This is a genomic window from Runella aurantiaca (assembly GCF_003339505.1).
GTDB classification, from domain to species: Bacteria; Bacteroidota; Bacteroidia; order Cytophagales; family Spirosomataceae; genus Runella; species Runella aurantiaca.
Genome location: NZ_QPIW01000023.1, coordinates 1 through 23,790 on the forward strand (window position 1 = coordinate 1; position 23,790 = coordinate 23,790).

The 23,790-nt window shown below is 43.2% G+C and carries 20 protein-coding genes, 1 tRNA gene and 1 rRNA gene; 13 read left to right on the forward strand and 9 right to left on the reverse strand.

The window, feature by feature from the left end; translation table 11 throughout:
- The 4 genes from DVG78_RS21780 to DVG78_RS21795 all read right to left on the reverse strand — a co-directional run.
- Window positions 1-116, reverse strand: a 16S ribosomal RNA gene (locus DVG78_RS21780); the annotation flags it as partial.
- Between the two features lie 507 nt (window positions 117-623).
- Window positions 624-980, reverse strand: coding sequence for a hypothetical protein (locus DVG78_RS21785; RefSeq protein WP_114463155.1), 357 nt, complete (start codon window positions 978-980; stop codon window positions 624-626).
- 48 nt (window positions 981-1,028) lie between these two features.
- Complete coding sequence (locus DVG78_RS21790; RefSeq protein WP_114068168.1) at window positions 1,029-1,373, reverse strand: carboxymuconolactone decarboxylase family protein; 345 nt, start codon at window positions 1,371-1,373, stop codon at window positions 1,029-1,031.
- A gap of 29 nt (window positions 1,374-1,402) precedes the next feature.
- Window positions 1,403-4,090: an MGH1-like glycoside hydrolase domain-containing protein gene (locus DVG78_RS21795; protein WP_114463156.1), complete on the reverse strand. Its 2,688-nt coding sequence runs from the start codon at window positions 4,088-4,090 to the stop codon at window positions 1,403-1,405.
- Between the two features lie 103 nt (window positions 4,091-4,193).
- Here DVG78_RS21795 and DVG78_RS21800 point away from each other — a divergent pair, with 103 nt between their 5' ends.
- The 7 genes from DVG78_RS21800 (at window position 4,194) to DVG78_RS21830 (ending at window position 11,693) form a co-directional block, all read left to right on the forward strand.
- A complete protein-coding gene (locus tag DVG78_RS21800) occupies window positions 4,194-5,030 on the forward strand; it encodes a 5'-methylthioadenosine/adenosylhomocysteine nucleosidase (protein WP_114463157.1) in 837 nt (278 codons plus the stop codon).
- 51 nt (window positions 5,031-5,081) lie between these two features.
- Entirely contained in the window at window positions 5,082-6,650 is a 1,569-nt protein-coding gene (locus DVG78_RS21805; protein WP_114463158.1) for a neutral/alkaline non-lysosomal ceramidase N-terminal domain-containing protein, read from the forward strand.
- A gap of 148 nt (window positions 6,651-6,798) precedes the next feature.
- Window positions 6,799-8,427 (forward strand): acyl-CoA carboxylase subunit beta, encoded by a 1,629-nt coding sequence (locus DVG78_RS21810; protein WP_114463159.1) that lies wholly within the window; start codon window positions 6,799-6,801, stop codon window positions 8,425-8,427.
- A 2-nt stretch (window positions 8,428-8,429) separates the two neighbouring features.
- Window positions 8,430-9,236 (forward strand): glycosyltransferase family 2 protein, encoded by an 807-nt coding sequence (locus DVG78_RS21815; RefSeq protein ID WP_510186800.1) that lies wholly within the window; start codon window positions 8,430-8,432, stop codon window positions 9,234-9,236.
- Window positions 9,237-9,303: 67 nt separating this feature from the next.
- Complete coding sequence (locus DVG78_RS21820; RefSeq protein WP_114463161.1) at window positions 9,304-10,476, forward strand: glycosyltransferase; 1,173 nt, start codon at window positions 9,304-9,306, stop codon at window positions 10,474-10,476.
- 1 nt (window position 10,477) lies between these two features.
- A complete protein-coding gene (locus DVG78_RS21825) occupies window positions 10,478-11,086 on the forward strand; it encodes a sugar transferase (protein ID WP_114463162.1) in 609 nt (202 codons plus the stop codon).
- A 4-nt stretch (window positions 11,087-11,090) separates the two neighbouring features.
- Window positions 11,091-11,693: an acetyltransferase gene (locus DVG78_RS21830; RefSeq protein ID WP_114463163.1), complete on the forward strand. Its 603-nt coding sequence runs from the start codon at window positions 11,091-11,093 to the stop codon at window positions 11,691-11,693.
- Here DVG78_RS21830 and DVG78_RS21835 read toward each other — a convergent pair.
- Window positions 11,680-12,012, reverse strand: a complete 333-nt coding sequence (locus tag DVG78_RS21835; protein ID WP_114463164.1) for a phage holin family protein — start codon at window positions 12,010-12,012, stop codon at window positions 11,680-11,682. The genes DVG78_RS21830 and DVG78_RS21835 overlap by 14 nt on opposite strands.
- A gap of 203 nt (window positions 12,013-12,215) precedes the next feature.
- Between DVG78_RS21835 and ubiE the strand changes: the two genes are divergently transcribed.
- From ubiE to DVG78_RS21860, 5 genes are all read left to right on the forward strand, one after another.
- On the forward strand, window positions 12,216-12,938 hold the full coding sequence (gene ubiE, locus DVG78_RS21840) for a bifunctional demethylmenaquinone methyltransferase/2-methoxy-6-polyprenyl-1,4-benzoquinol methylase UbiE (protein ID WP_114463165.1): 723 nt from the start codon (window positions 12,216-12,218) through the stop codon (window positions 12,936-12,938).
- 26 nt (window positions 12,939-12,964) lie between these two features.
- Entirely contained in the window at window positions 12,965-13,621 is a 657-nt protein-coding gene (gene porT, locus DVG78_RS21845) for a type IX secretion/gliding motility protein PorT/SprT (protein WP_229598291.1), read from the forward strand.
- 153 nt (window positions 13,622-13,774) lie between these two features.
- The gene (locus DVG78_RS21850; protein WP_114463167.1) at window positions 13,775-14,734 is read left to right on the forward strand and encodes an isopenicillin N synthase family dioxygenase; all 960 of its coding nucleotides are present in this window, start codon (window positions 13,775-13,777) and stop codon (window positions 14,732-14,734) included.
- A gap of 89 nt (window positions 14,735-14,823) precedes the next feature.
- Window positions 14,824-16,029, forward strand: a complete 1,206-nt coding sequence (chrA, locus tag DVG78_RS21855) for a chromate efflux transporter (RefSeq protein ID WP_114463168.1) — start codon at window positions 14,824-14,826, stop codon at window positions 16,027-16,029.
- Window positions 16,030-16,073: 44 nt separating this feature from the next.
- Complete coding sequence (locus DVG78_RS21860) at window positions 16,074-18,224, forward strand: S46 family peptidase (RefSeq protein WP_114463169.1); 2,151 nt, start codon at window positions 16,074-16,076, stop codon at window positions 18,222-18,224.
- Between the two features lie 59 nt (window positions 18,225-18,283).
- Here the strand turns inward: DVG78_RS21860 and der are convergent, their stop codons facing one another.
- Together der and era are read right to left on the reverse strand one after the other, a co-directional pair.
- Window positions 18,284-19,591, reverse strand: coding sequence for a ribosome biogenesis GTPase Der (der, locus tag DVG78_RS21865; protein ID WP_114463170.1), 1,308 nt, complete (start codon window positions 19,589-19,591; stop codon window positions 18,284-18,286).
- A gap of 326 nt (window positions 19,592-19,917) precedes the next feature.
- The gene (gene era / locus DVG78_RS21870; protein ID WP_114463171.1) at window positions 19,918-20,844 is read right to left on the reverse strand and encodes a GTPase Era; all 927 of its coding nucleotides are present in this window, start codon (window positions 20,842-20,844) and stop codon (window positions 19,918-19,920) included.
- A gap of 125 nt (window positions 20,845-20,969) precedes the next feature.
- On the opposite strand from era, the gene DVG78_RS21875 reads away from it, so the two are divergent.
- Window positions 20,970-21,042 (forward strand) — tRNA-Met (locus DVG78_RS21875).
- Between the two features lie 58 nt (window positions 21,043-21,100).
- On the opposite strand, the gene DVG78_RS21880 is transcribed toward DVG78_RS21875, so the two are convergent.
- Together DVG78_RS21880 and DVG78_RS21885 are read right to left on the reverse strand one after the other, a co-directional pair.
- Window positions 21,101-22,198: a Gfo/Idh/MocA family protein gene (locus DVG78_RS21880; RefSeq protein ID WP_114463172.1), complete on the reverse strand. Its 1,098-nt coding sequence runs from the start codon at window positions 22,196-22,198 to the stop codon at window positions 21,101-21,103.
- Window positions 22,199-22,312: 114 nt separating this feature from the next.
- Complete coding sequence (locus DVG78_RS21885) at window positions 22,313-23,581, reverse strand: aminotransferase class I/II-fold pyridoxal phosphate-dependent enzyme (protein WP_114463173.1); 1,269 nt, start codon at window positions 23,579-23,581, stop codon at window positions 22,313-22,315.
- Window positions 23,582-23,790: the final 209 nt, after the last annotated feature.

A 23,790-nucleotide genomic window follows, 5' to 3' on the forward strand; every position in this document is an offset into this window, starting at 1 on the left:
GTAGGTTGCATACGCGTTACGCACCCGTACGACAGTGACATTGCTGCCCCTTCGCCTTGCATGTATTAGGCCTGCCGCTAGCGTTCATCCTGAGCCAGGATCAAACTCTCCATCGTAAATTCTATTCTATTGACTTTCACAAGTCAGTTAATTGTACTGTGTACGCAATTTGTCGTTTTTTCTCACCAACCTGTCAAAGAACTTTTGCTTGTTAACTCTCAAGCATTGTGCTGAATCGCTTCCAGCTTACTTCTATTTTACTCTTCTCTTTTTCTCCCGCCCTATTCGTTTGGGGTTGCAAAGGTCTGAAATTAAATTCGTATCTCCAAATATTATTTTAAGTTTTTTTAAACCCTAAAACTTACTCAGAACTTCCTCCTTAACTTCTCTTCTCCCGCCCTCTCTGTTTGGGGTTGCAAAAGTCCGAACTATAATTCAATTATCCAAATTTTATTTTAAAAAAATTTCACTTTCAAAATTTTATTCGGACTCTAAACCCCGCCCTCTCCGTTTGGGAGTGCAAAAGTATGAATAAATACCTGAAACACAAAAATCAAGACCTATTTTTCTTTAAAAAATATTCCATTTTATTGCAAAAGACTGAAAAAGAGGGATATATAATTTTAAAAAAACTCAAGTTCTTCTTTGAAATAACGAATCACATGCATTTTTAACAGCGTTTCTTGAGAGATAAGACTAAAATGAGGTAGCTTTTCGACTACTCTCCAGTGGGGCCATCCATCTTTATCTAGCCCTTCCAACTCATAAAAACCCGAAAGACTCAATACTTTGCAGATAGCTATATGCATTAAATCTTGCTTTTGTTCTTTTGTAAACGTGATGGGGCCTTTCCCTAACTCTTGTACACCAATCAAAAACAGTACACCGTTTAAATCCGCAGGTCTCTTTCCAAGCACTTTTTCAAGTACATTGAGAAGTTCTTCCCACTCTTCGACTAACTGCTCATCCACATTTGTCATGTCTTATGCGTTTAATTTGCTCCAGGAGCGCCAAAAAATAACGTTTATTTAGGGATTCTCGGATAAAGCATCCCAATACTCCACGGCTCGGCGGAGGTGAGGAATCACAATTGTACCACCAATAAGTGTTGCAATGGAAAATACTTCCTGAATCTGCGCTTCTGTAACACCAAGCTCTTTGCATTTGCCCAGATGGTATTTCACACAATCATCACAGCGAAGAACCATTGAACATGCCAGCCCTAACATCTCTTTTGTGGCTTCATCGAGATGCCCTGGAGCGTAGCAATTGGTATCAAGATTGAATATTCTCTTAATAACGAGATTATCGGAGTCCATAATACGGTCGTTCATCCGACTCCGATAATCATTGAATTGTTCTACTAATGACATACTGTATATATATAAGGTACAAAATTCACTTACTCGGGTGTTGTTTCGACAGATGTGGGGAGGCTTCCGTATTTGATTTTATGGACAGAGGTGTGTTCTATTAAATCCGCCACCAAGCCCGTCCAACCCGTTTGATGAGCCGCACCTAAGCCTGCGCCCGTATCTCCATTGAAGTATTCGTAAAACAGATACAAATCTTTAAAGTGAGGGTCTTCCTGAAATAACTCATTTCCAGTATAAACAGGCACATTATCCTGCTTATCTCTACGAAAAATACTAATAAGACGTTCTGCGAGCGAAACCGCCGCTTCTTTCACCGTCATTACATTCCCAGAATTGGTGGGATATTCTATTTCATAATCATCACCATAGTAATTATAGAACTTCAACAGGGAGTCAATGATGAGAAAATTGAGAGGGAACCAAATAGGGCCACGCCAGTTGGAGTTTCCGCCAAAAATACTGCTATCAGATTCTGCGGGGGTATATTTTACCCTAAGAACTTCTCCGTTTACAAAAAATTCGTAGGGATGTTCATCGTGGTATTTGGACAATGCCCGAATTCCATAAGCCGAAAGGAACTCGGTTTCATCAAACATGCGCTTTAGCAACATTTTCATCCGGTGCCCCCTCAGTAAAGCCAATAAATGTGACTCTCCTTTGCCGGGCTCGTGCCAACGCGAAATCAACGATGCCAAATCAGGGCGGTTATTTAATACCCATTCTACGCGGCGTTTAAAGTCGGGTAGTTTTGTAAGAAGTTCTTCATCCAAAATTTCAACGGCAAAAAGCGGAATCAAGCCCACCATCGAGCGCACTTTCAGCAGTTTACTTTTACCGTCGGGGGTATGAAGTACATCGTAATAAAACTGGTCTTCTTCGTCCCAAAGGCTGATTTTTTGATCTCCAAGGGATTTCATTGCTGCTGTAATGTGCAAAAAGTGCTCAAAGAATTTGGAAGCCATGTCCTGATACACTGGGCGCACCAGCGAAATCTCACACGCAATCCGGAGCATATTGAGGGTATACATTGCCATCCATCCAGTACCGTCGGCCTGTTCGAGGTGTCCTCCCGTAGGCAATTCAGCACTTCTATCAAATACCCCAATATTATCGAGGCCTAAAAAGCCTCCCGCAAAAATGTTGTTTCCTTCCGCATCCTTACGGTTTACCCACCAAGTAAAATTAAGGAGCAGTTTATGGAAAATCCGTTCTAGAAAGGCTACATCTCCAATTCCATTTAATTCCCGGTCAATTTCATATACTTTCCACGTAGCCCACGCATGTACGGGTGGATTAACATCCGAGAAATTCCATTCATACGCGGGAAGCTGTCCGTTGGGGTGCATATAATACTCTCGAAGAATTACTGCCAATTGGCGTTTGGCAAAATACGGGTCCAAACGAGAGAGTGTAACGGTATGAAAAGCTAAATCCCACGCAGCAAACCACGGATATTCCCACTTATCGGGCATCGAAAGGATATTCGCGGTATACATGTGTTTCCATGTAAGATTGCGAGGGTAAGCGCGGCCTTTAAACTCAAATGGCATTTTAGGGTCGCCTTTGAGCCATTCATTTATGTTATAATAAAAAAACTGTTTGTTCCAAAGCATCCCAGCAAAGGCTTGACGCTGAATGGTACGCAGTTCAGGGTCGGTTACATTTTGCTGGAGGTCGTCATAAAACTCATCGGCTTCGTCTTGACGCAGCTTGAATATTTCGTCAAAGTCACTAAAAGCATTGGTCTGATTAGTTTGATTAGAAAAACGTAACCGAATCGAAACGCTTTCGCCCGCAGGTACTACTTTCTTAAAATGCCCAGCGGCTTTAGAACCTATCTGATTAGGATTTACATACTGTTTTTTACCCGTAACTACATAATTATTGATTCCGTCTTTAGCGTATGGATTGGCGTTAGGCTTTCCAAAAATACGCTCACTGTTGGTTTCATTCTCGCAAAATAGCAGCTCATCCGCCCCTTCTAAAAACAGTTTATATTTTCCAAGTAAGCGGTGATTTACTTCTATCTGCCGATTGGCGATTCCATTTAATATTGGTTTATAATTAAATTGATCATACCCCCACGACCATGTATTTCTAAACCAAAGGGTCGGCAGAATGGTCAGTGGCGCATCTTCAGTATAACGGTTATGGGCCGTTATTTTGATGAGAATGTCATTTTCATCGGCCTTGGCGTACTCAATAAATATATCAAAGTAGCGATTGTCATTAAAAATACCCGTATCCACAATCTCGTATTCGGGCTGGAGGCGATTGCGTTTACGGTTCTCCTCGGCGAGTTTGGCGTAAGGAAACGCCACCTGTGGATATTTGTAGAGCATTTTCATGTAAGAATGCGTAGGGGTACTATCTAAGTAGTAGTACAATTCCTTTACATCTTCTCCATGGTTTCCTTCGGGACCAGTTACGCCATAAAAACGCTCTTTGATAATTGGGTCTTGGTGATTCCAAAAGCCAAAAGCCAAACAGATATGGCCTTTATTATCGGAAATACCCCCAAGGCCATCTTCACCCCAACGATAAGAATAAGAGCGAGAGAGCTCATGAGAAATAAAGCCCCAAGAGTCTCCCCAGTAGCTATAATCTTCGCGAACGGTTCCCCACTGGCGTTCGGCCAAATAAGGACCCCATTTCTTCCAACCTTTGTTATCGGCCCGCGCATGAATACGTTTTCTTTCGGCAGTATCTTTCATCGTAAGTTAAAGTGGGTTAACTGGGAATCCACAAAAATAGTGAATACCCAATACGTTTTTGTGCAAATTTGTACCAAATAAGCATTTATTAACCCTCATCGCTATGGTATTTAATTCTTTTTTTCGCCAGAAGTTAATAATTCTTCTGATTATCACCCCTTTTCTGGCTGGTTTTGCGCAGATTTATCCCCATAAACCCATCACGGCGTTGTTGGGCGCCATGGATGAAGAAATCGAATTATTACGTAGTTCGTTACAAAAACCCAAGATGAAAATGGTTCATGGAATACCATTTTACTACGGTAAAATCGGAAAGCACCGCGTTGTAATTGTAAAAACGGGAATCGGGAAGGTCAATGCAACCATGACTGCCGCCTTTTTACTACAAAAATTTCACCCAGAGCGCGTTATATTCACTGGCATTGCAGGAGGGCTTCATCCCGATTTAAACCCTGGCGACATTGTTATCGGGAAACAAACCTTGCAATACGATTTCGGGCAATTTACCAACGAGGGCCTCCAAACTGGAAAAACCCGCAACCCCATCAATCGTGAGCTGAACCCTTTGTTTTTTCAAGCCGATTCTTTGTTGCTGGTTGCTGCGCAATTGGCCGCAAAAACCACAGATTTTCAAAAATTAGCCAATCAAACCAAACTTCCTTATATCATAACAGGGACCATAGTCACAGGCGATTTGTTTGTTACCTCAGAAACAAAAGTCAATGACCTTCGTAAACAATTTAATGCCGATGCCACCGAAATGGAAGGCGCCGCCGTGGCACAGTTATGTTGGCAACAACAAGTCCCTTGTTTGGTCATTAGAAGTATGAGCGATAAAGCCGACAGCAAAGCGCGGGAAAGTATTGACAGCTTCAAAAAAACTGCCTCTTACAATTCCGCCCATCTTTTACTCAATATGTTATCTAAACTGCCTGATTAGTAAACTTTTTGCGCTTAATTTGCCTTTCAACCTTACCTCTCATAATCGGTCATGAAAAAAATCAAATGGTCAGCCTTCGGGTGGGTGTTTTTAGCCATTATTTTAGTTCTGACGGCGTTTGCCCTCTATAATGGCAGAGACCATCACCCTGGCTATTCACTCAATTTAGACATCAAATCACCCAAAGACTCTGTCACCTACAAAGCAGGATTTTCTGCTTTAAAAATTACGCCTAAAATAACGGAGAAATGGGTTGACAGCAACAAAGATGCCGCTTTTAACGAAAACGACGGAGATACCTTTGAAGACAAAAACGGCAACGGAAAATTTGATACTTATTGGATAGCTGGCTTTAGTAAAAAACGCGCGGCCAACGGTATTCATGATGATTTGTGGGCGAGAACGATGGTTTTGGATGATGGTCATACGCGCATGGCGGTCGTTGCGGTTGACTTGATTGGCTTTCCGCACACCAATGTATTGAACGTTCGTAAAAAACTCGCGGACCAATTTGGCATCACTTACACTGTTATATGCAGCACGCACAACCACGAAGGCCCTGATATGCTCGGACTCTGGGGTGAGGGAACATTTACGAGAGGCGTCAACCCCGTTTATGAAAAATGGGTGGAAGACCGCATCGTTGAATCCATCGGTGTTGCAGTAAAAAACTTAAAAACCGCGCATCTCCGCGTAGCCCAGGATATATCAGGGACCGCCGACTCCCTCAATATGGATACCCGAAAGCCTATTGTGAAAGATGCTGGCGTTTATATTATACAGGCAACTGATGCCCAAACAGATTCCACATTGGGCAGTTTTGTGGTTTGGGGAAATCATCCCGAAACCATGTGGAGCAAAAACACATTAATTACCTCGGACTTCCCCCATTATGTGCGTGAGGGGATAGAAAAAGGCATTTATGATGATACAACTTTAGCTAAAAAAGGTTTAGGGGGCATTGTCGTTTATGCTTCAGGTTGTGTCGGTGGCTTAATGACCACTCGCCCAGTTGTCAAAATCAAAGACCCATTTAAAGACGTTTATTATGAAGAACCCTCCTTCGACAAAATTAATGCGCAGGGAACAACTTTGGCTTTATTGGCGCTAAATGCCCTAGAAAAGGCCGAGCCAGTCTCGGGCGGAATCAGTCTTTTGGCCAAAACGATTGAATTGCCCTTGGGAAATTGGCTATTCCGTTTAGGAATTGCGTTGAACGTTATTGAGGGTGGTTACAGTAGTTGGGGACATTTGCGGACAGAACTAGCCGCCTGGACCATCGGCGAAGTCAGTTTTATTACCATTCCGGGAGAATTATACCCCGAAATCGCCAACGGAGGTATTGAAACACCCAAAGAAGGTGATTTCAAGTTGACAAACGCCGTAGAGACCCCGCCATTGCGGCAACTCATGCCTGGGAAGTATAAGTTTGCATTGGGACTGGCCAATGACGAACTCGGTTATATCATTCCTAAATCCGAATGGGACAAAGAGGCTCCTTTTTTGTACGACTCACCCAAGGCACATTACGGAGAAGTAAATTCTTCGGGGCCCGAAACCGCACCTATTCTGCATAAAACCCTGAAAGAAATGCTCGAAAAGCTCTCTCAAAAAAACTAAACGTTTAGCGCATAAAATCGCGGTTTTAAAAGAAAGACGAAATGTTCTATCTTTCTTTTAAAACAACGCATATTTCAACTGTGTCTTTAGCGTTACATACTGTATTCCCAACAATCAGCGTCTATCAAGCGCAAAACCTTCATCACTTATGACAAATCGAGAATTTCATCAACAACTGCTGGACCAACTTCAAAAACGATATGAACAAGTCAAACTTGGCGGTGGACAAAAAAACATTGAAAAACACAAAGCAAAAGGAAAACTAACCGCCCGCGAACGAATTGCGTACTTGTTGGACAATGAAAATGATTTTGTAGAAATCGGCGCTTTTGTCGGCGACGGCATGTATGCCGAAGAAGGCGGCTGCCCGTCGGGCGGGGTGGTGATTGGAATTGGCAATGTATCGGGTCGGCAATGCGTGATTGTCGCCAATGACGCTACCGTCAAAGCGGGGGCATGGTTTCCGATAACGGCCAAGAAAAACCTGCGGGCGCAGGAAATTGCCATTGAAAACCGTTTACCCATCATTTATTTGGTCGACAGCGCGGGCATTTATCTTCCCCTTCAAGCTGATGTTTTTGCTGATAAAGAGCACTTTGGGCGTATTTTTCGCAATAATGCCATCATGTCGTCCATGGGCATTTTGCAGGTAGCGGCCATCATGGGAAGCTGCGTGGCGGGGGGAGCTTATCTGCCGATTATGTCCGACGAAGCCCTGATTGTAGAAGGAACAGGTTCCATCTTTTTGGCAGGTCCTTACTTGGTCAAAGCCTCCATTGGCGAAGAAGTAGATGCCGAAACTTTAGGCGGAGCGTCTACGCATTGCGAAATTTCGGGCGTGACCGACAATAAATATCCTGACGACCCTTCTTGTTTGGATGCTATCAAACGCATTTTTGATAAAGTAGGCCACAACGAAACCGCTGGTTTTGACCGTATTGCGCCTACTCCGCCAGTCAAAAATCCCGATGAAATTTTTGACATTTTGCCCGCCGACCGCAATAAGCCGTATGATATGCGGGAAATCATTGAGCGGATTGTGGATAATTCAGAATTTGAGGAATATAAAAAGCTGTACGGGCAAACGATTCTCTGCGGATATGCACGCGTAGAAGGTTGGGCGGTGGGCATCGTGGCCAACCAGCGCAAAATTGTGAAAGCCAAAAAAGGAAGCGGTACCGCTAATGAAATGCAAATGGGTGGCGTCATTTATTCAGATTCGGCCGACAAAGCCGCTCGGTTTATCATGACCTGTAATCAGAAAAAAATTCCGCTCGTTTTTCTGCATGATGTCACTGGTTTTATGGTGGGCAGTCGGTCCGAACAAGGCGGAATTATCAAAGATGGCGCCAAAATGGTAAACGCCGTTGCCAACTCGATTGTCCCCAAATTTACGTTTATTATCGGTAACTCTTACGGTGCCGGCAACTACGCCATGTGCGGAAAAGCCTACGACCCTCGGTTGATTTTTGCGTGGCCCACATCGCAATTGGCCGTCATGAGCGGGGCATCAGCTGCCAAAACGTTATTACAAATTCAGGTGGCAACGCTCAAAGCCAAAGGCCAAACCATCACCCCTGAAGCCGAAAACGAGCTATTGACCGAAATCACGGATCGTTATACTACGCAACTTTCCCCTTATTACGCCGCTTCTCACCTCTGGACCGACGGCATCATTCATCCTTTGGAAACCCGCCATATTATTGCCACGGGGATTGAAGCCGCTAATCACGCACCACTTTCAAAATCGTTCAGTGTAGGTGTCATTCAAACATAAAAATCAAATTTTCAAGGCATTCAGGGACCATGACAAAAGAATCTGCCGCCAATATCCCAAAAGTCACCATCATAATGCCCGTATACAACGGAGCAAAAACATTGGAACGAGCCGTCAGTTCAATTCTTAATCAAACCTATCACAACTGGCAACTTCTTATACTGGACGACGGCTCTACTGATGAAACCGTTGAGGTAGCAAACCACTTTCAGGATATTCGGATTCAAGTATTGACTGACGGCCAACATAAGGGTATTGCCGCGAGACTAAATCAGGCAGTTACCCTAGCCACTGGAAAATACATTGCCCGAATGGACTCAGATGATTTTTCTTATCCTGAGCGTCTTTCCAAACAAGTGGAATTTTTGGAAACGTACCCTAGCGTTGATCTGGTAGGGACCCATATTCGTCTCCTCAACCGTGAAGGTCAAGACATAGGCACCCGTATTTTCCCGAACTACCATGCCGAAATTACCGCAAAACCTTGGCTCAAAAGTATTTCAGTTGCCCACCCCACTTGGTGTGGCAAAACGACATGGTTTCAACAATGGAAATACCGAGACATTCTAAAAAACGAGGATCAGGATCTTCTGCTCCGTGCGCATGAAGGCAGCACTTACGCCAATTTGCCCGAAATCTTATTAGACTATACTTTCATTTACTCCTTCCGAAAATCCCTTTTTTCTCGTTGGGGCTCCGCGGTGACAATGCATCATTTTTATATACAAAAGAGGATGCCCATTTGGTATAAAATTAGCTTAATTTTTGTTTTTATTAAATTTTTCCGTGATTTTTTCACAAAAAGATAGCCAGAAAAAGTTGACATACCGAAGATAATAGCGTCTAACCAGTAGACCTAAATTACTACCGGTAGGGATGATTCATATTGTACAGACCTTCACCATGCCCATGTCGCTTCTCTTTTTGGAGGGGCAGACATATTTTTGGCAGCAAAATAGCTATAAAGTACATGTTCTAACCAGCGGAAGTGATGAGCTATCGCGTTTCGGGACACTTAATAATGTATCAACTTCCTCAATTTCATTCTGCCGAGCCCCGTTTTCTATCATCAAAGACCTCAAAAGTTGCTTTCAGCTAATCCATTTTTTCCAAAAAATAAAGCCCCTTTTTGCGCATGGAAACACTCCAAAAGCGGCTTTATTGACAATGATTACGGCCAGAATTACAAATATTCCAATCCGAATATACGAAATGCACGGCTTACCCCTCGAAACTGCCAACTGGAGAATGAAAATAGTTTACTTTTTAGCCGAAAAAATATGCTGCCGACTCGCCACTCACGTCATCGCCGTTAGTCCTTCGTTAAGAAAAGTGGTAATTACAAAAGGGTTGATAGTTCCTTCAAAAATATCGGTTATGCACAATGGTAGCTGCAATGGTATTGATGCGATGCTTAAATTTAACCCTTCATTCACGAACATTCAGGAAGTTGAAGCCCTCAAAACAAAATACGGGATTGCCCCTAATCAGTCTGTTGTGGGTTTTGTGGGGCGTTTGACCAAAGAAAAAGGTGTTATAGAACTTTATGAAGCTTGGCAAAAAGTCAAACAACGGTTTCCAACGGCGATGTTATTGGTCATAGGCAGCGTGGATGAACGGGTCCCGCTTTCCAATAAATGGTTGGACAAATTGGCCGCTGATGAAACCATTGTTTGTGCGGGGGAAGTTAAAAATATGGCATCACACTATGCATTGATGGATTTTATGGTGCTTCCAAGCCACCGCGAAGGCCTTGGAAATGTAGTCCTAGAAGCAGCTGCCATGAAAAAACCGTCTATTGTTTCGTATGTGACGGGATTGAAAGATGCGATTTTAAAGAATCATACTGGTCTTTTTTGCCAAGCCCATTCAGCAGACGACCTGATGCTTAAAATCATCTATTATCTTGAAAATAAACCTACTATGGAAGCACACGGAATCGCCGCCCGCACCTGGGTTATTCAACATTTTTGTCCAGTTGATGTATGGGAAGCAAAATTACAGTTATACCAACGCTTGGTCGCTGAGTACGAATCTGTAATTTTGTAAAATGAGCTATCAACGATTTCTTAAACCGGTCATTGATAAAATTGCCGCCCTTTGTATCCTTCTACTGACCCTTCCCATTACGTTGGTAGTCACCGCATTATTGTATTTTTACAATCAGGGAAAACCTTTTTTCTTTCAATTACGTCCTGGGCAAAACGGTAAAATTTTTAAAATTATAAAATTCAAAACCATGAACGACCGCCGGGCGGTCAATGGAGAATTATTGCCAGACAGCGCCCGCTTAACGCCCGCGGGACGGTTTGTACGCAAAACATCTTTGGATGAATTGCCACAGTTAATCAATGTTTTGAAAGGTGATATGTCGCTGGTTGGGCCAAGGCCACTACTGCCCGAATACTTGCCTCTTTACAGCCAACGTCAGCAACGAAGGCATGAAGTAAAACCAGGTATCACGGGCTGGGCGCAAATCAACGGGCGCAATACTATTTCGTGGTCTCAAAAGTTCGAATATGATATTTGGTATGCAGAACATATATCTTTGAGCCTTGACATTAAGATACTTTGGCTTACGCTGATAAAAGTTTTCAAACGCGAAGGCATCAGTTCGGAGACGTCGGTTACAATGGAGAAATTTAAAGGAAACAACTAATACAATGCTTTTATACGGCGCAAGTGGCCATGCCAAGGTCATTATCAGTTGCTTACGGGCAAACGGAGTTCCTATTTCTGGAATTTTTGATGATGATTTACAAAAAAAAAGTTTATGGTCGATTCCCGTTATTGGCAAGTACGACCCCAATTTTGATAATAAAAGCTTACTTATCATTGCTATCGGCAACAATCAAATCCGCCGCAAAATAGCCAGTTCCATTCATCATCAGTTCGGGAAAGTAGCGCACCCTTCGGCCATTATCGACGATTCGGTAAAGATGAGTGCAGGTTCCGTCATATTTCATAATGTGGTGGTACAAGCCGATGTAAGCATTGGCAAACACGTCATTATCAACACTTCATCGTCGGTAGATCATGATTGTACCCTAGGCGATTTTGTACACATTGCACCCAATGCAACACTCTGCGGAAATGTACAGGTAGGCGAGGGAACGCTCATTGGTGCTGGAACCATTGTTACTCCCAACATCACCATTGGAAAAAACTGCCTGATTGCGGCAGGGAGCGTTATTACGAAGGATATTCCTGACTTTGCCATTGTCCGGGGAAATCCAGCGCGTGTCCTTAAAATTACTTTTGATTAAACACCCGAAACAATAATTGACGCACCGCTTGTTGTACCTGTCGTCCAGCTCCCGCCCAAAAAACGGTACCTGCCGCCAACAATCCAAAGACAATAAAAAAACCTATATAGCGGCTATCGAGCCATTCGTTGATACCAACCGCCAACATAATAAACAGAAAAATACCAGTCAGACCTGCCAACAACAATAGCACCACTAAATAAATAAGCCGGATGGCAATGTTTTCAAGGCGCTCCTGTGTTTCTGTTTTTATCAAATCCAGGCGCGTTTCTAGGTATTTAAAAAGGTAATTTCGGACCTCTTCTATTTTTTCAAACATTGGTTTTTGAATTGATGATGTATATTTTTTTGTTATCCGACGCTGATTAATTGTGTCTGATAACAATTTTACATAAAACTATTGAGTCTTACAAAGCGTTTCCAATTTGTGGTTCGTAACTTTGTCGCTTTGAAAAGTTCCAGTTGCAGAACTGCAAAGGAGTGTTGTTTTCACTTTCTTTCTTATTTTGACTTCAAACTATTATGACGGTTGTACCATACAAAGACAAAGATTCAAGCAAACGCGAACAGATAGCGGAGATGTTTGACAATGTTTCGCCCAAATATGACTTTTTGAACCACCTCCTCAGCGCGGGCATTGATATTTATTGGCGCAAACGTGCCATCAAACTCCTAAAAAAAGAAAATCCACAAACGATTTTGGATATTGCTACTGGTACGGGCGACTTTGCCATTGAAGCCTTAGCTCTCAAACCAAAAAAAATTGTCGGTATTGATATTTCGGAAGGTATGCTTTCAGTGGGGCGGGAGAAAATCAAAAAACTTGGCATGGAAAATGTCATTGATCTCCGTACGGGAGACTCGGCCAATTTGCCTTTGGAAAGTAATTCTTTTGATGCAGTGATTGCCTCGTTTGGTGTTCGAAATTTTGAAAATCTGCTTCATGGCCTCACTGACATGTGTCGGGTGATGAAACCAGGTGGCACTTGCGTGATTTTGGAATTTTCAAAACCGAAAACTTTCCCGTTCAAACAATTATACAACTTTTACTTTCGTTACATTTTACCGATTGTAGGACGAATGGTTTCCAAAGATTCTGCGGCGTATACCTATCTTCCCGAATCGGTGCAGGCGTTTCCAGACGGAAACGACTTTTTGAAAATTTACGAACAGGCGGGCTTCAAAAACACAAAATGCATACCACTCACGTTTGGAATTTGTTCGATTTACATTGGAAAAAAATAATACTCGGATTATTGATAGGCTCCGGCATGCTTAATACTGCCGATGCACAAACCGTCGGCTATTTCCGAAAACATCAGGAGTTTTATGACGACAAGCCTATCCACTACGGTTTTTTGTTTGCGCTGCCCGTTACACGCTTTCGCCTTGTTCATGACGATTCATTCTTAACACAAGACACCACAAACCGCATTACGGCCCCCGTCACCGTCGGATTTCGTTTTGGTTTTGTCATGAATGGGTATCTCAATGACCACTGGGACATTCGCACCACCCCCTCCGTATCACTCTATAACCGCGCCGTAGAATATGAGTACGGCAGCGGCAAAAAACGCCGTGAACTACGCGAAGCTACGTGGATAGAAATTCCACTTTTGTTTAAATACAAATCGCAACGGCGAATGAATTCTCGCATGTATATGTTGGCTGGGGCAACGTTTGGGTTTGAAACCAATGTTCGCAAACGTCAATTACCTGGTTCTGACCGTCTGAATGCCAAAAGTGCTGACTTGACCATTGATTATGGATTTGGATTTGAGCAGTTTTTGGCATATACCAAATTTTCTCCTGAACTACGATTTTCTCACGGAATCGTAAATTTATACCGTACCAACGACCCAAACTCTACTGCTAGCATCCGCCGGCTTACGTCGCATACCGTTACGTTGTATTTGATGTTTGAATAAACCGATTGTTTTTCTAAACTTTGCAGTAAGTGTTTATCCCCGCTTACTGTACGTGATTTATTAAGTACTTGTTTATCAAATCATTAATTTATTTAGATGAATAAAACAAGGATAATAATCGCGTAGAATTGTTCACTACCAACTTTCCAAATCATGTCAGAAACTGCACTTCTAGACGAAATTCCGTCATTAGATATTTCCGATTTTACCAGTGGAGACCCCGCCCGCAAATCCCAATTTGTCCAAGATTTAGGCACCGCTTTTAACAACATCGGTTTTGTTTGCATCAAAAACCACGGCCTTTCTGAAGACCTTCGCCTAAAGCTGTATGATTCAGTACAGCAATTTTTCAAACAACCCGACGACGTAAAGAAAAAATACGAATTCTCGGAGTTGTCTGGCCAGCGCGGCTACATCGGTAAAGGAAAAGAGACCGCCAAAGGCTTTAAAGTAGCCGATTTGAAGGAGTTTTACCACGTAGGACAGCCTGCGCCAGAAGGCGAAATGCCACACAATATTTTTCCCGAAGAAGTCCCCGAGTTTAAAGAATATACGCTAAAAGTCTACGAAACTTTTGAGAACACGGGCAAAACCCTCCTGCGGGCCATCGCCGTATATTTGGGGCTAGATGAAAATTATTTTGAGGATAAAGTCCGCAACGGCGACAGCATTTTGCGGGCGCTTCATTATTTTCCCCTTGACCCCACAACGGTTCCCGACGGGGCCGTTCGGGCGGCGGCGCATGGAGACATCAACCTCATTACTCTGCTCATGGGTGCCAGTGCCGAAGGTCTTGAAGTACTTCGCCGCGACGGCAAGTGGATTGCTATCACGGCATTACCGGATCAAATTGTGGTCAACGTAGGTGATATGCTCGACCGATTGACCAATCATAATCTCAAATCCACGATTCACCGCGTGGTCAATCCCCCTCGGGAGAAAATGAATACCTCTCGGTATTCTATTCCGTTTTTTATGCATCCACGAGGCGATATGAATTTGACGTGTCTGGAGAGTTGTGTCGATGCCAATCATCCAAAACTCTACGTCGACATGACGGCGGGAGAATTTCTCAATGAGCGCCTCATTGAATTGGGTCTAAAAAAAGCATAAATTGCTTTTTCTCCAGTCGGGTAGTTTTCGAAAAGGCAGAAAACTACCCGACAGATTTTTTTGTTAACCCCTAAAATCCCTTCTTCAGCGTGTCAGAATCACTCCTTCACCCGCCCGTTAAGCGGATTCGACACCTCATCTTTTTGAAAGATGTGCTGATTCTAGCGTTAACCTGCTTTGGAGGACCACAAGTACATTTAGTAATGTTTTTGGAACGGTTTGTGCAAAAACGCCGCTACCTTACCGAGGAAGAATTGCTTGAGTTACAGGCCCTTTGCCAAATACTGCCCGGCCCAACCTCTACCCAAACAATCACCGCTTTAGGTTTTAAATTAGGCGGGCCTAATCTGGCCTACGCTACGGTTTTGGTTTGGTCATTGCCCGCAGTACTAGTGATGACACTCGCCGCACTCGGGATTTATTACCTCCAACAAAATCAGATTTCGCTCACTTTCATGCGTTTTGTGGAACCGATGGCAATTGGTTTTTTGGCGTATGGTGGATATACGATTGGCGCCAAGGTTATTCACAAAAACACGCATTGGTTCATTTTGATTACGGCTGCGATTATCGCTTATTTGTTCCCGTCTCCTTACATGACCCCCATTGTGATTGTTTTGGGTGGATTTATTACTTCTTTGGGGTTTCGCAAACACGAAAAAATGGACAAAAACCCTATTCACATTCAGTGGGCCAATTTCATTCTATGGCTTAGCGTATTGGTTTTTGCGGCCGCGCTTGGAGCAATTACCCAATCGCTGCCAGTTCGTCTTTTTGAAAACTTTTATCGCAACGGTAGCCTTGTTTTTGGAGGGGGGCAGGTACTAAATCCGATGCTTTACACGGAGTTTGTTGAATTTAAACAATACCTGACCCGACAAGAGTTTTTGAGCGGTATGGCGTTGGCCCAAGTAATTCCAGGGCCTGTTTTTTCGATTGCTTCGTACATCGGGGCTTTATCCATGCGCTCCGAAGGCGGGCTAGGAAGTCAACTTTGGGGAAGTTTAGCGGCTACCACTGGGATTTTTTTGCCCGGAACATTTTTAATATTCTTTGTTTATCGTTTTTGGAACAGCCTAAAAAAATACCGTGGTGTACGGGCCTCACTCGAAGGGATAAATGCCGCAAGTGTAGGTCTTACCGCAGCCGCTGTAATCAGGATGTTTATTCCTACCGCCACCAATACCACGGCAATCATTACCATCATCGGAACACTCGGTATACTGCAATATACCAAAACCCCTCCTTATGTGATTGTGCTGGGAGGCATCTTGTTAGGAATCCTTTTTCATTAATTTTATTGTATATCTTTTCTTTTTCAATCATTCCAAACTTTTCTATGAACAGACTAAAAATCACACTCTTATCTTTTGTTTTGGGGATAAGCGTGTCTTATGCCAGCGACCCTACCGACGAAGGTATGTGGCTGCCTTCTTTGATTGGCAAAAACGAAGCCCAGATGAAAAAACAGGGCTTCAAACTAACGACCAAAGACATCTACGATATCAACAATGCCAGTCTTAAAGATGCCATTGTACGCATGGGTGGCGGGTTTTGTACAGGAGAAATTGTCTCTGATAAAGGGCTTTTATTTACCAATCACCACTGCGGGTATGATGCCATTGCCACGCTTTCTACCCCTGCCGACAATATCTTAGACAATGGTTTCTGGGCTAAATCCAACGCCGAAGAACGCGCCGTAGAAGGATTATTTATTGATATTTTGGTCAGAATGGAAGATGTGACGGATAAAATTATGCCCGAACTCAAAGGACTCAGCGAAAAAGACAGAGCAGCAAAAGTCAACCAGTTGGGCAATGAGCTTTCAAAAAAAGCTACCGACGGAACGACTTACAACGCCTCTGTGCGTGAATTTGCCAAAGGAAACGCCTATTATTTGTTTGTTTTTGAGAAATTTTCGGACATACGCCTAGTAGGGACCCCTCCCCAAAGCATTGGTAAATACGGCGGCGACACCGACAACTGGGAGTGGCCACGCCATACGGGTGATTTCTCGGTGTTTCGTATTTATGCCAACAAAGACAACAAAGGCGCGGACTACTCGCAGGAAAATGTTCCTTATAAACCTAAGAAATTTTTACCAGTGTCGCTCAAAGGAATCAAACCAGGCGATTTTACCATGGTTTTTGGTTTTCCGGGCCGCACCAATCGGTACGAAACATCAATGGGCATCAAACTGGCAATTGAAAAGGTAAACCCAGGCATTGTTAAAAATCGGGACATTCGCCTAAAGGCCTGGAAAGAGGAAATGGACAAGGATGTGGCCACCAAGCTTGCCCTTTCGTCAGAGTACGCCAACATTGCCAACTACTGGAAATATTTTATCGGTCAAACCCAACAGCTTCAACGCCTCAAAGTGTATGACCAAAAGGTAGCGATGGAAGCCAAATTTAACGCATGGGCCAAAGGCAAAGCCGAGTATGAAGGGATTTTTGAAGAATGGCAGAAAGCATACGCTGCTTATGAACCTTATGCTACTCACTCAACTTACCTTAATCAAGGCATCATCGGCGCCAATATCGTCAATCTAGCGATGCCGTTGGTCATGGCCGAAGAACAACTCAAAGATCCCGTGAGAGCTAAGGCAATGGCCGAACGCATGAAAGGCTCGGCGGATGAGTTTTTTAAATCATTCAATTTGCCTTCTGACCAAAAAATTGTAGCTCAAACGTTACTGGCGTTTTATAACGATATTCCCAAAGAACAGCATCCAGCCATTATTCAGGAGATTTTGACGAAGTTTTCGTCGGGAACCCCCGAAGAGTCATTCAAGAAGTTTGCGCAGGAAATGTATCTAACAAGCGTTGTAACCAACAAAGACCGTTTTGCTAAATTTATAGAAAGCCCTTCGGCTGAGGTACTTGCCAACGACTGGGCATTGAAATATTTCAGCGATTTTCGAAAGAACTATATCACTAAATATGCAAAATATAACGCTGATTTTCAGGAAGCTGACAAAAAACTTTCGCGTATTTATATCAAAGGACTAACCGAAATGGACCCTTCTTTGGTTCAATATCCAGATGCCAACAGCACGCTGCGCGTCAGCTACGGAAATGTGCAGGATTATGACCCGCGCGATGGCGTACATTACAATTATAAAACGAACATTACGGGTGTAATTGAAAAATACAAACCCAACGATTACGAGTTTGACCTGCCCAAAAACTTTTTGGAGTTGTATAAAAACAAAGATTTTGGCCAATACGCTGATGCACAAGGAGAAGTACCCGTAGGGTTTATTACCAACAACGACATTACGGGAGGAAACTCAGGTAGCCCCGTACTGAATGCCAAAGGCGAATTGATTGGTTTGGCGTTTGACGGCAACTGGGAAGCAATGTCGGGCGATATTGTATTCGATAAAAAATACAAACGCTGCATCAACGTAGACATTCGCTACGTACTCTGGTGCATCGAAAAACTCGGTGGCTCCGACTTAGTAAAAGAATTAAAAGTAGTAAAGTAACAGTTAGTAAGCAGTTTACAGTAGGCAGTTTTTAAAGGTTGCCTACTGTAAGCTATTTTCTATTTCTCTCTGAAGAAAATGGTAATCGGTGCACCTTCAAAACCGAAGTTATCACGCATCCGGTTTTCCAAATACCGCACATACGGCTCCTTGATGTGTTTGGGATAGTTACAAAACATCACGAAGGTCGGCGATGGTGTCGGTAACTGAATCATGTACTTGATTTTGATGTGCTTACCACGGTGCGCAGGCGGCGGATATTTCTCAATTTCAGCCTGCATTACTTCGTTCAACCTAGAAGTTGTAATCTTCTTCGTCTTATTTTCGTACACCTCCATTGCTTTTTCCATGACTTGGAAAATCCGCTGTTTTTCAACTACGGAAGCAAAGATAATGGGCATATAATCCATCGGCGCTAAACGTTCGAGCATCTCTTTTCGGAGTTTATCGACCGTTTTTGAGTCTTTTTCGACCAAATCCCATTTGTTAATCATAATCAGAATACCCTTTTTGGCCTTGTGCGCCATCCCAATGATGTGCATATCCTGCGCCTCCAAGCCACGGGTTGCATCGAGCATTACGATGACTACGTCTGATTCTTCCATCGCTTTTACGGTACGCAACGTAGAGTAAAATTCAATGGCGTCTTTGACCTTGGCTTTACGACGGATACCAGCGGTATCGACCAAAATAAAATCTTTTCCAAAAGCTTTGTAGTGGGTATTGATGGCATCCCGCGTGGTGCCTGCAATATCCGTTACAATGCTGCGCTCTTTGCCCGTCAAAACATTCAAAAATGATGATTTTCCAACGTTAGGGCGTCCCAAGATGGAGATTTTCGGAATTCCTGCATCAGGATCTTCTATTCCAGCCGTTTTGAAGTGTTTTACCACATCATCTAGTAAATCGCCAGTTCCGTGGCCTGTTTGCGAAGAAACAGGATAAGGATCACCCAAACCCAATTCATAAAACTCCGCTGTAGCGTGTTGACGTTCAACCGTTTCAGCTTTATTGGCAATCAGAAAAACGGGTTTTTTAGATTTACGCACCACATTGGCAAAATCTTTATCCAAATCGGTAAGCCCAGACATACTGTCTACCATAAATAGAATCACTGTGGCCTCTTCCATGGCTATTTCGACTTGCTCGCGGATTGCATCTTCAAATACATCTTCCGAGCCTACCACATATCCACCCGTATCAATGACGGTAAAATACTGCTCAGTCCAAAAGGCATGGCCGTAGTGACGGTCACGCGTTACGCCGCTTTGGTCATCCATGATGGCCTGGCGTTCTTTAATCAAACGGTTAAAAAGCGTTGATTTGCCCACATTGGGGCGTCCTACTATTGCTACTATATTTGACATTGTAATAAGTGTAAAGGAGAGAGTGTAAAGTGAAGCGTTTTACTTAATACGCTCTCTTAATCGTTTGATAGGCAAATAATATTTTTTATTTGCCTACATTTTTGTCTAATTCAATAAAACTAACTGTTATTTATTACGCCAATTTTACGATAAGTCCCAGCATTATTCCGTTTCTTATCATACACTAAGTGGAATTTCAGAAGAAATTAGCTATATATTTGAAGCTTCTGTATAAAATAACAATGCCTCAAACGCGAGAAAGCCAGCCCATTATTAGGAAGTTACCTTACAAAAACGCGGCGTTTTCTTAAACCTTTCCCTTATACTTAGCCTTCGTACCCAAACTGTTTCAATTTCTGTACTTTATTGCGCCAATCAGGTTCCACTTTGACGTATTGTTCTAAGAACACCTTTTTACCAAAGAACTGTTCCAAATCTGCGCGTGCTGCCGAACCTATTTTTTTTAGCATGGTTCCTTTATCACCAATAATGATTCCTTTTTGGCTCTGGCGTTCCACCAAAATCACCGCCCTGATAACCAGAATGTCCTTTTTATCTTTAAACTCCTCCACAATGATTTCGGTACTGTAAGGAATTTCTTTTTTATAATTCAGGAATACTTTTTCCCGGATTATTTCAGCCGCAAAAAAGCGCTCAGGTTTATCGGTTAGCTCATCTTTGGGGAAATACGGTGGATGCACCGGCAAACATTCCATGATGGCCGTAAATAAGGTGTTTATTCCTTCCTGTTTGAGCGCAGAAATGGGAATAATAGCCGCCGTAAAAAGTTTTTCTTTCCAGAAAGCGATTTTTTCATTGATTTGTTCCTCCGTGGCAAGGTCGGTTTTGTTGATAATCAAAATGACCGCTCCCTCGGTTTTGGCCAATCGTTCGAGCACCTCTTCGTCGTCGTGTTTTTCAAAAATATCTGTCACAAAAAGCACCACGTCGGCGTCTTCAAGCGAGCCCTGCACAAAATCCATCATCGATTCGTGCAGTTTGTATTGAGGCTTAATAATCCCTGGCGTATCGGAGTAAACCAACTGAAAATCAACACCCTCGTGAACGCCATTCAAAATTCCCATAATACGGTGGCGTGTTGTTTGGGCTTTAGAGGTGATAATTGACATCTTCTCACCCACCAATACATTCATCAACGTTGATTTTCCTACGTTGGGTTTTCCCACAATACTCACGAATCCTGCGCGGTGATTGGGGTTGTTGTAAACTTCTATATTTTCTGTAGTCTCCATTCGTATTCCGTCTTTACTGCGCTATTTTTCTTTTGTTTTGGTCAAAGAAAAATATTCAATAAAATATTTTTTCACAAAGATAGTTGTTTTTTCTATAAAAGCTCTTACCTTTGCACTCCCAACATCGCGGGATAGAGCAGTTGGTAGCTCGTCGGGCTCATAACCCGGAGGTCACAGGTTCGAGTCCTGTTCCCGCTACGAAAAAAGTCGCTGAAATTCAGCGACTTTTTATTTTTTTTACCAGTAATTGTTTTTTCTACAACTTTACTGGCTTACCCGTTTTGGAAGATTGTACCGCTGCTTCTAAAATTTCCACTACAATTTGATTCACTTCCAACGAAGAAAGGTCTTTTTGGGGCTTAATATCTCCCTTTACGACGGCCGCAAAATAAGAGAATGGGTCGTCATAAGGAGCAGAAAGGGCAGGAATATCGCGCTTTTCTTCTGATGCATCCCGTTTTATGCCATCACCGAGGCGAACGCGCATTTGCTGGGTTTTATCACATACTACGTAGCCTTTTTGCCCATAAATTTCCATGTCCTTACGGTCAAATGGCCAATTCCACGAGGCCTGAATAATGGCCTGCGCTTTGGGATAGGTCAAAATAATGGTGGCTTCGTCGTCTACTTTCGGATACACATCTGGCTTTATTTGTTGGGTCACGGCCGTTACTATCAGCGGGCGTTCACCTTTCATGAGCCAAGTCATCAGGTTGGCTCCGTAGCAACCAAAATCAATAATGGCTCCACCACCGTTCTGTATGGGGTCGGTCAACCAACTCAAAAACTCCTGCGAACAACCTATTTCTTTGGGACCACGGTGCCCATCATGCACTACTACTTTACGAATATCTCCCATTGCATTTTGGGTATGAATCAAATCATACGCTTGCTGATGGCTTGAATACCAAGTGGTTTCAAAGTTAGTTAGTAATTGAATATTGTGCTTTTGGGCCAACTCAATCATCGCCTTAGCATGAGCGGTATTGACCGCTAATGGTTTTTCCACCATGACGTGAATACCTTTGGGCGCACAAATGTCAACGACTTGTTTATGCTCATAAATGCTGTTGAACGCACAAACGGCTTCGGGCTTGGTAGCCGCAATCATGGCTTCGAGTGAGGCATACCAAAGCGACTCAGGCAGTTTATAGCGCTTTAGATAGCGCATCGCCAATTCTTTATTTGGCTCCGCAACACCTACAATCTCAACATCTCCCTGCGCAGGACGCCGTAAAATCTGGTGTACGTGGTCGTGTGTAAAGCCTGCAATGCCTAACCTGAGTGGTTTGGCAGCAACGGCAGATGCCCATAAAATTAAAATGAGCGAAAGAAAGCGTAGCGAAAGGTTCATAATCAACGAGTTTTGGTACTAAAAGTAAACGCTGTTCTAAACTTCCCCATTGGATTTCAATAAAAAGGGGCGCTTTCGATGAAAGCGCCCCTTTTTATTGAAAAAATATTTTAGCTAGGCAGGTACGGCCAAATTGGCCCGGTAGATACCAGCGTCTAATTTTTCACGCATTGTATCAAATGCATTTAGTGTTTTCTCAACGTCTTCAAGCGTGTGTGAGGCGGTAGGAATAAGGCGTAAAATAATTTGCCCTTTCGGAATCACTGGATACACGACAATAGAACAGAAAATGCCCATATTTTCGCGTAAATCACGTACCATGTTGGTCACTTCTGGCAAGCCGCCTTCCAACCCCTGCATGAACACCGGCGTTACAGGCGACTCAGTGTCACCAATGTTAAAGCCCCGACTACGCAAGCCATTTTGAAGCGCATCGACGATTTCCCATAATTGTGTACGCAATTCGGGATGCGCCTTGATTAGCTCCAACCGTCTACGTCCTCCTTCTACATACGGCATGGGTAGTGCCTTTGCGTAAGTTTGCGAACGCATATTGTATTTGAGGAACATGATAATGTCTGGATCATCGGCCGCCACAAAAGCGCCGATTGCGGCCATTGACTTGGCAAATGTGGAGAAATAGAGGTCAATCTCTTTGGATACGCCAAACATCTCCCCTACGCCGCCGCCGTTTTCGCCCATCGTTCCAAAACCGTGTGCATCATCAACCAACAAACGGAAATTATATTTTTTCTTGAGTTCAACAATTTTATCTAAACTCCCGACTTTGCCCGACATTCCAAAAACTCCTTCCGTAATCACCAATATCCCTCCACCTTTTTCTTCGGCGAGTTTGGCCGCTCTAATCAGGTTTTTCTCCAAACTAGCCATGTCGTTATGGTTATACTTATAGTATTGCCCCATTTTGGCTTTATGCAGTCGAATTCCGTCAATCAAACACGCGTGGGCTTCGGCGTCGTACACAATCACGTCGCGGTGGTCGCACACACACTCAATGACCGACATCACCCCTTGGTATCCATAATTGAGCAAAAACGCATCTTTCTTTCCCACAAACTCCGCCAACTCTTTCTCAAACAGTTCGTGCAGGTCAGAATTTCCAGACATCATACGGGCACCCATTGGGTAAGCAAGGCCCCATTTTGCAGAAGCTTCCGCATCGGCTTTGCGGACTTCTGGGTGATTGGCCAAACCCAGATAGTTGTTCAGGCTCCAGTTGAGCACGTTCATACCGCGAAACTTCATGTGCGGTCCGATTTCGCCTTCCAGTTTCGGAAATGAGAAATAATGATGACTGTTTAGCGCTTTTGCAGAAGCCCCAATTGGTCCCCAGTTGTTGCGTAGTTTCTCGAAAATATCCACTTTACTATGCTATTTTTTGGGTTTGATACCGTTTTTGAATAAATTTTGTGCAAAATTATATATTCCTAACTCAATTTCAAAGAGTTAGGAACTATGACGTGATTAAGACAAAGTTTAATACTACGAATTTTACCCCAAAATTAAAAATGAATCCGGGCGAATAATCCATCTGTGAATATTCTAACTTTGTGTGTTGCCTTATTTTACAT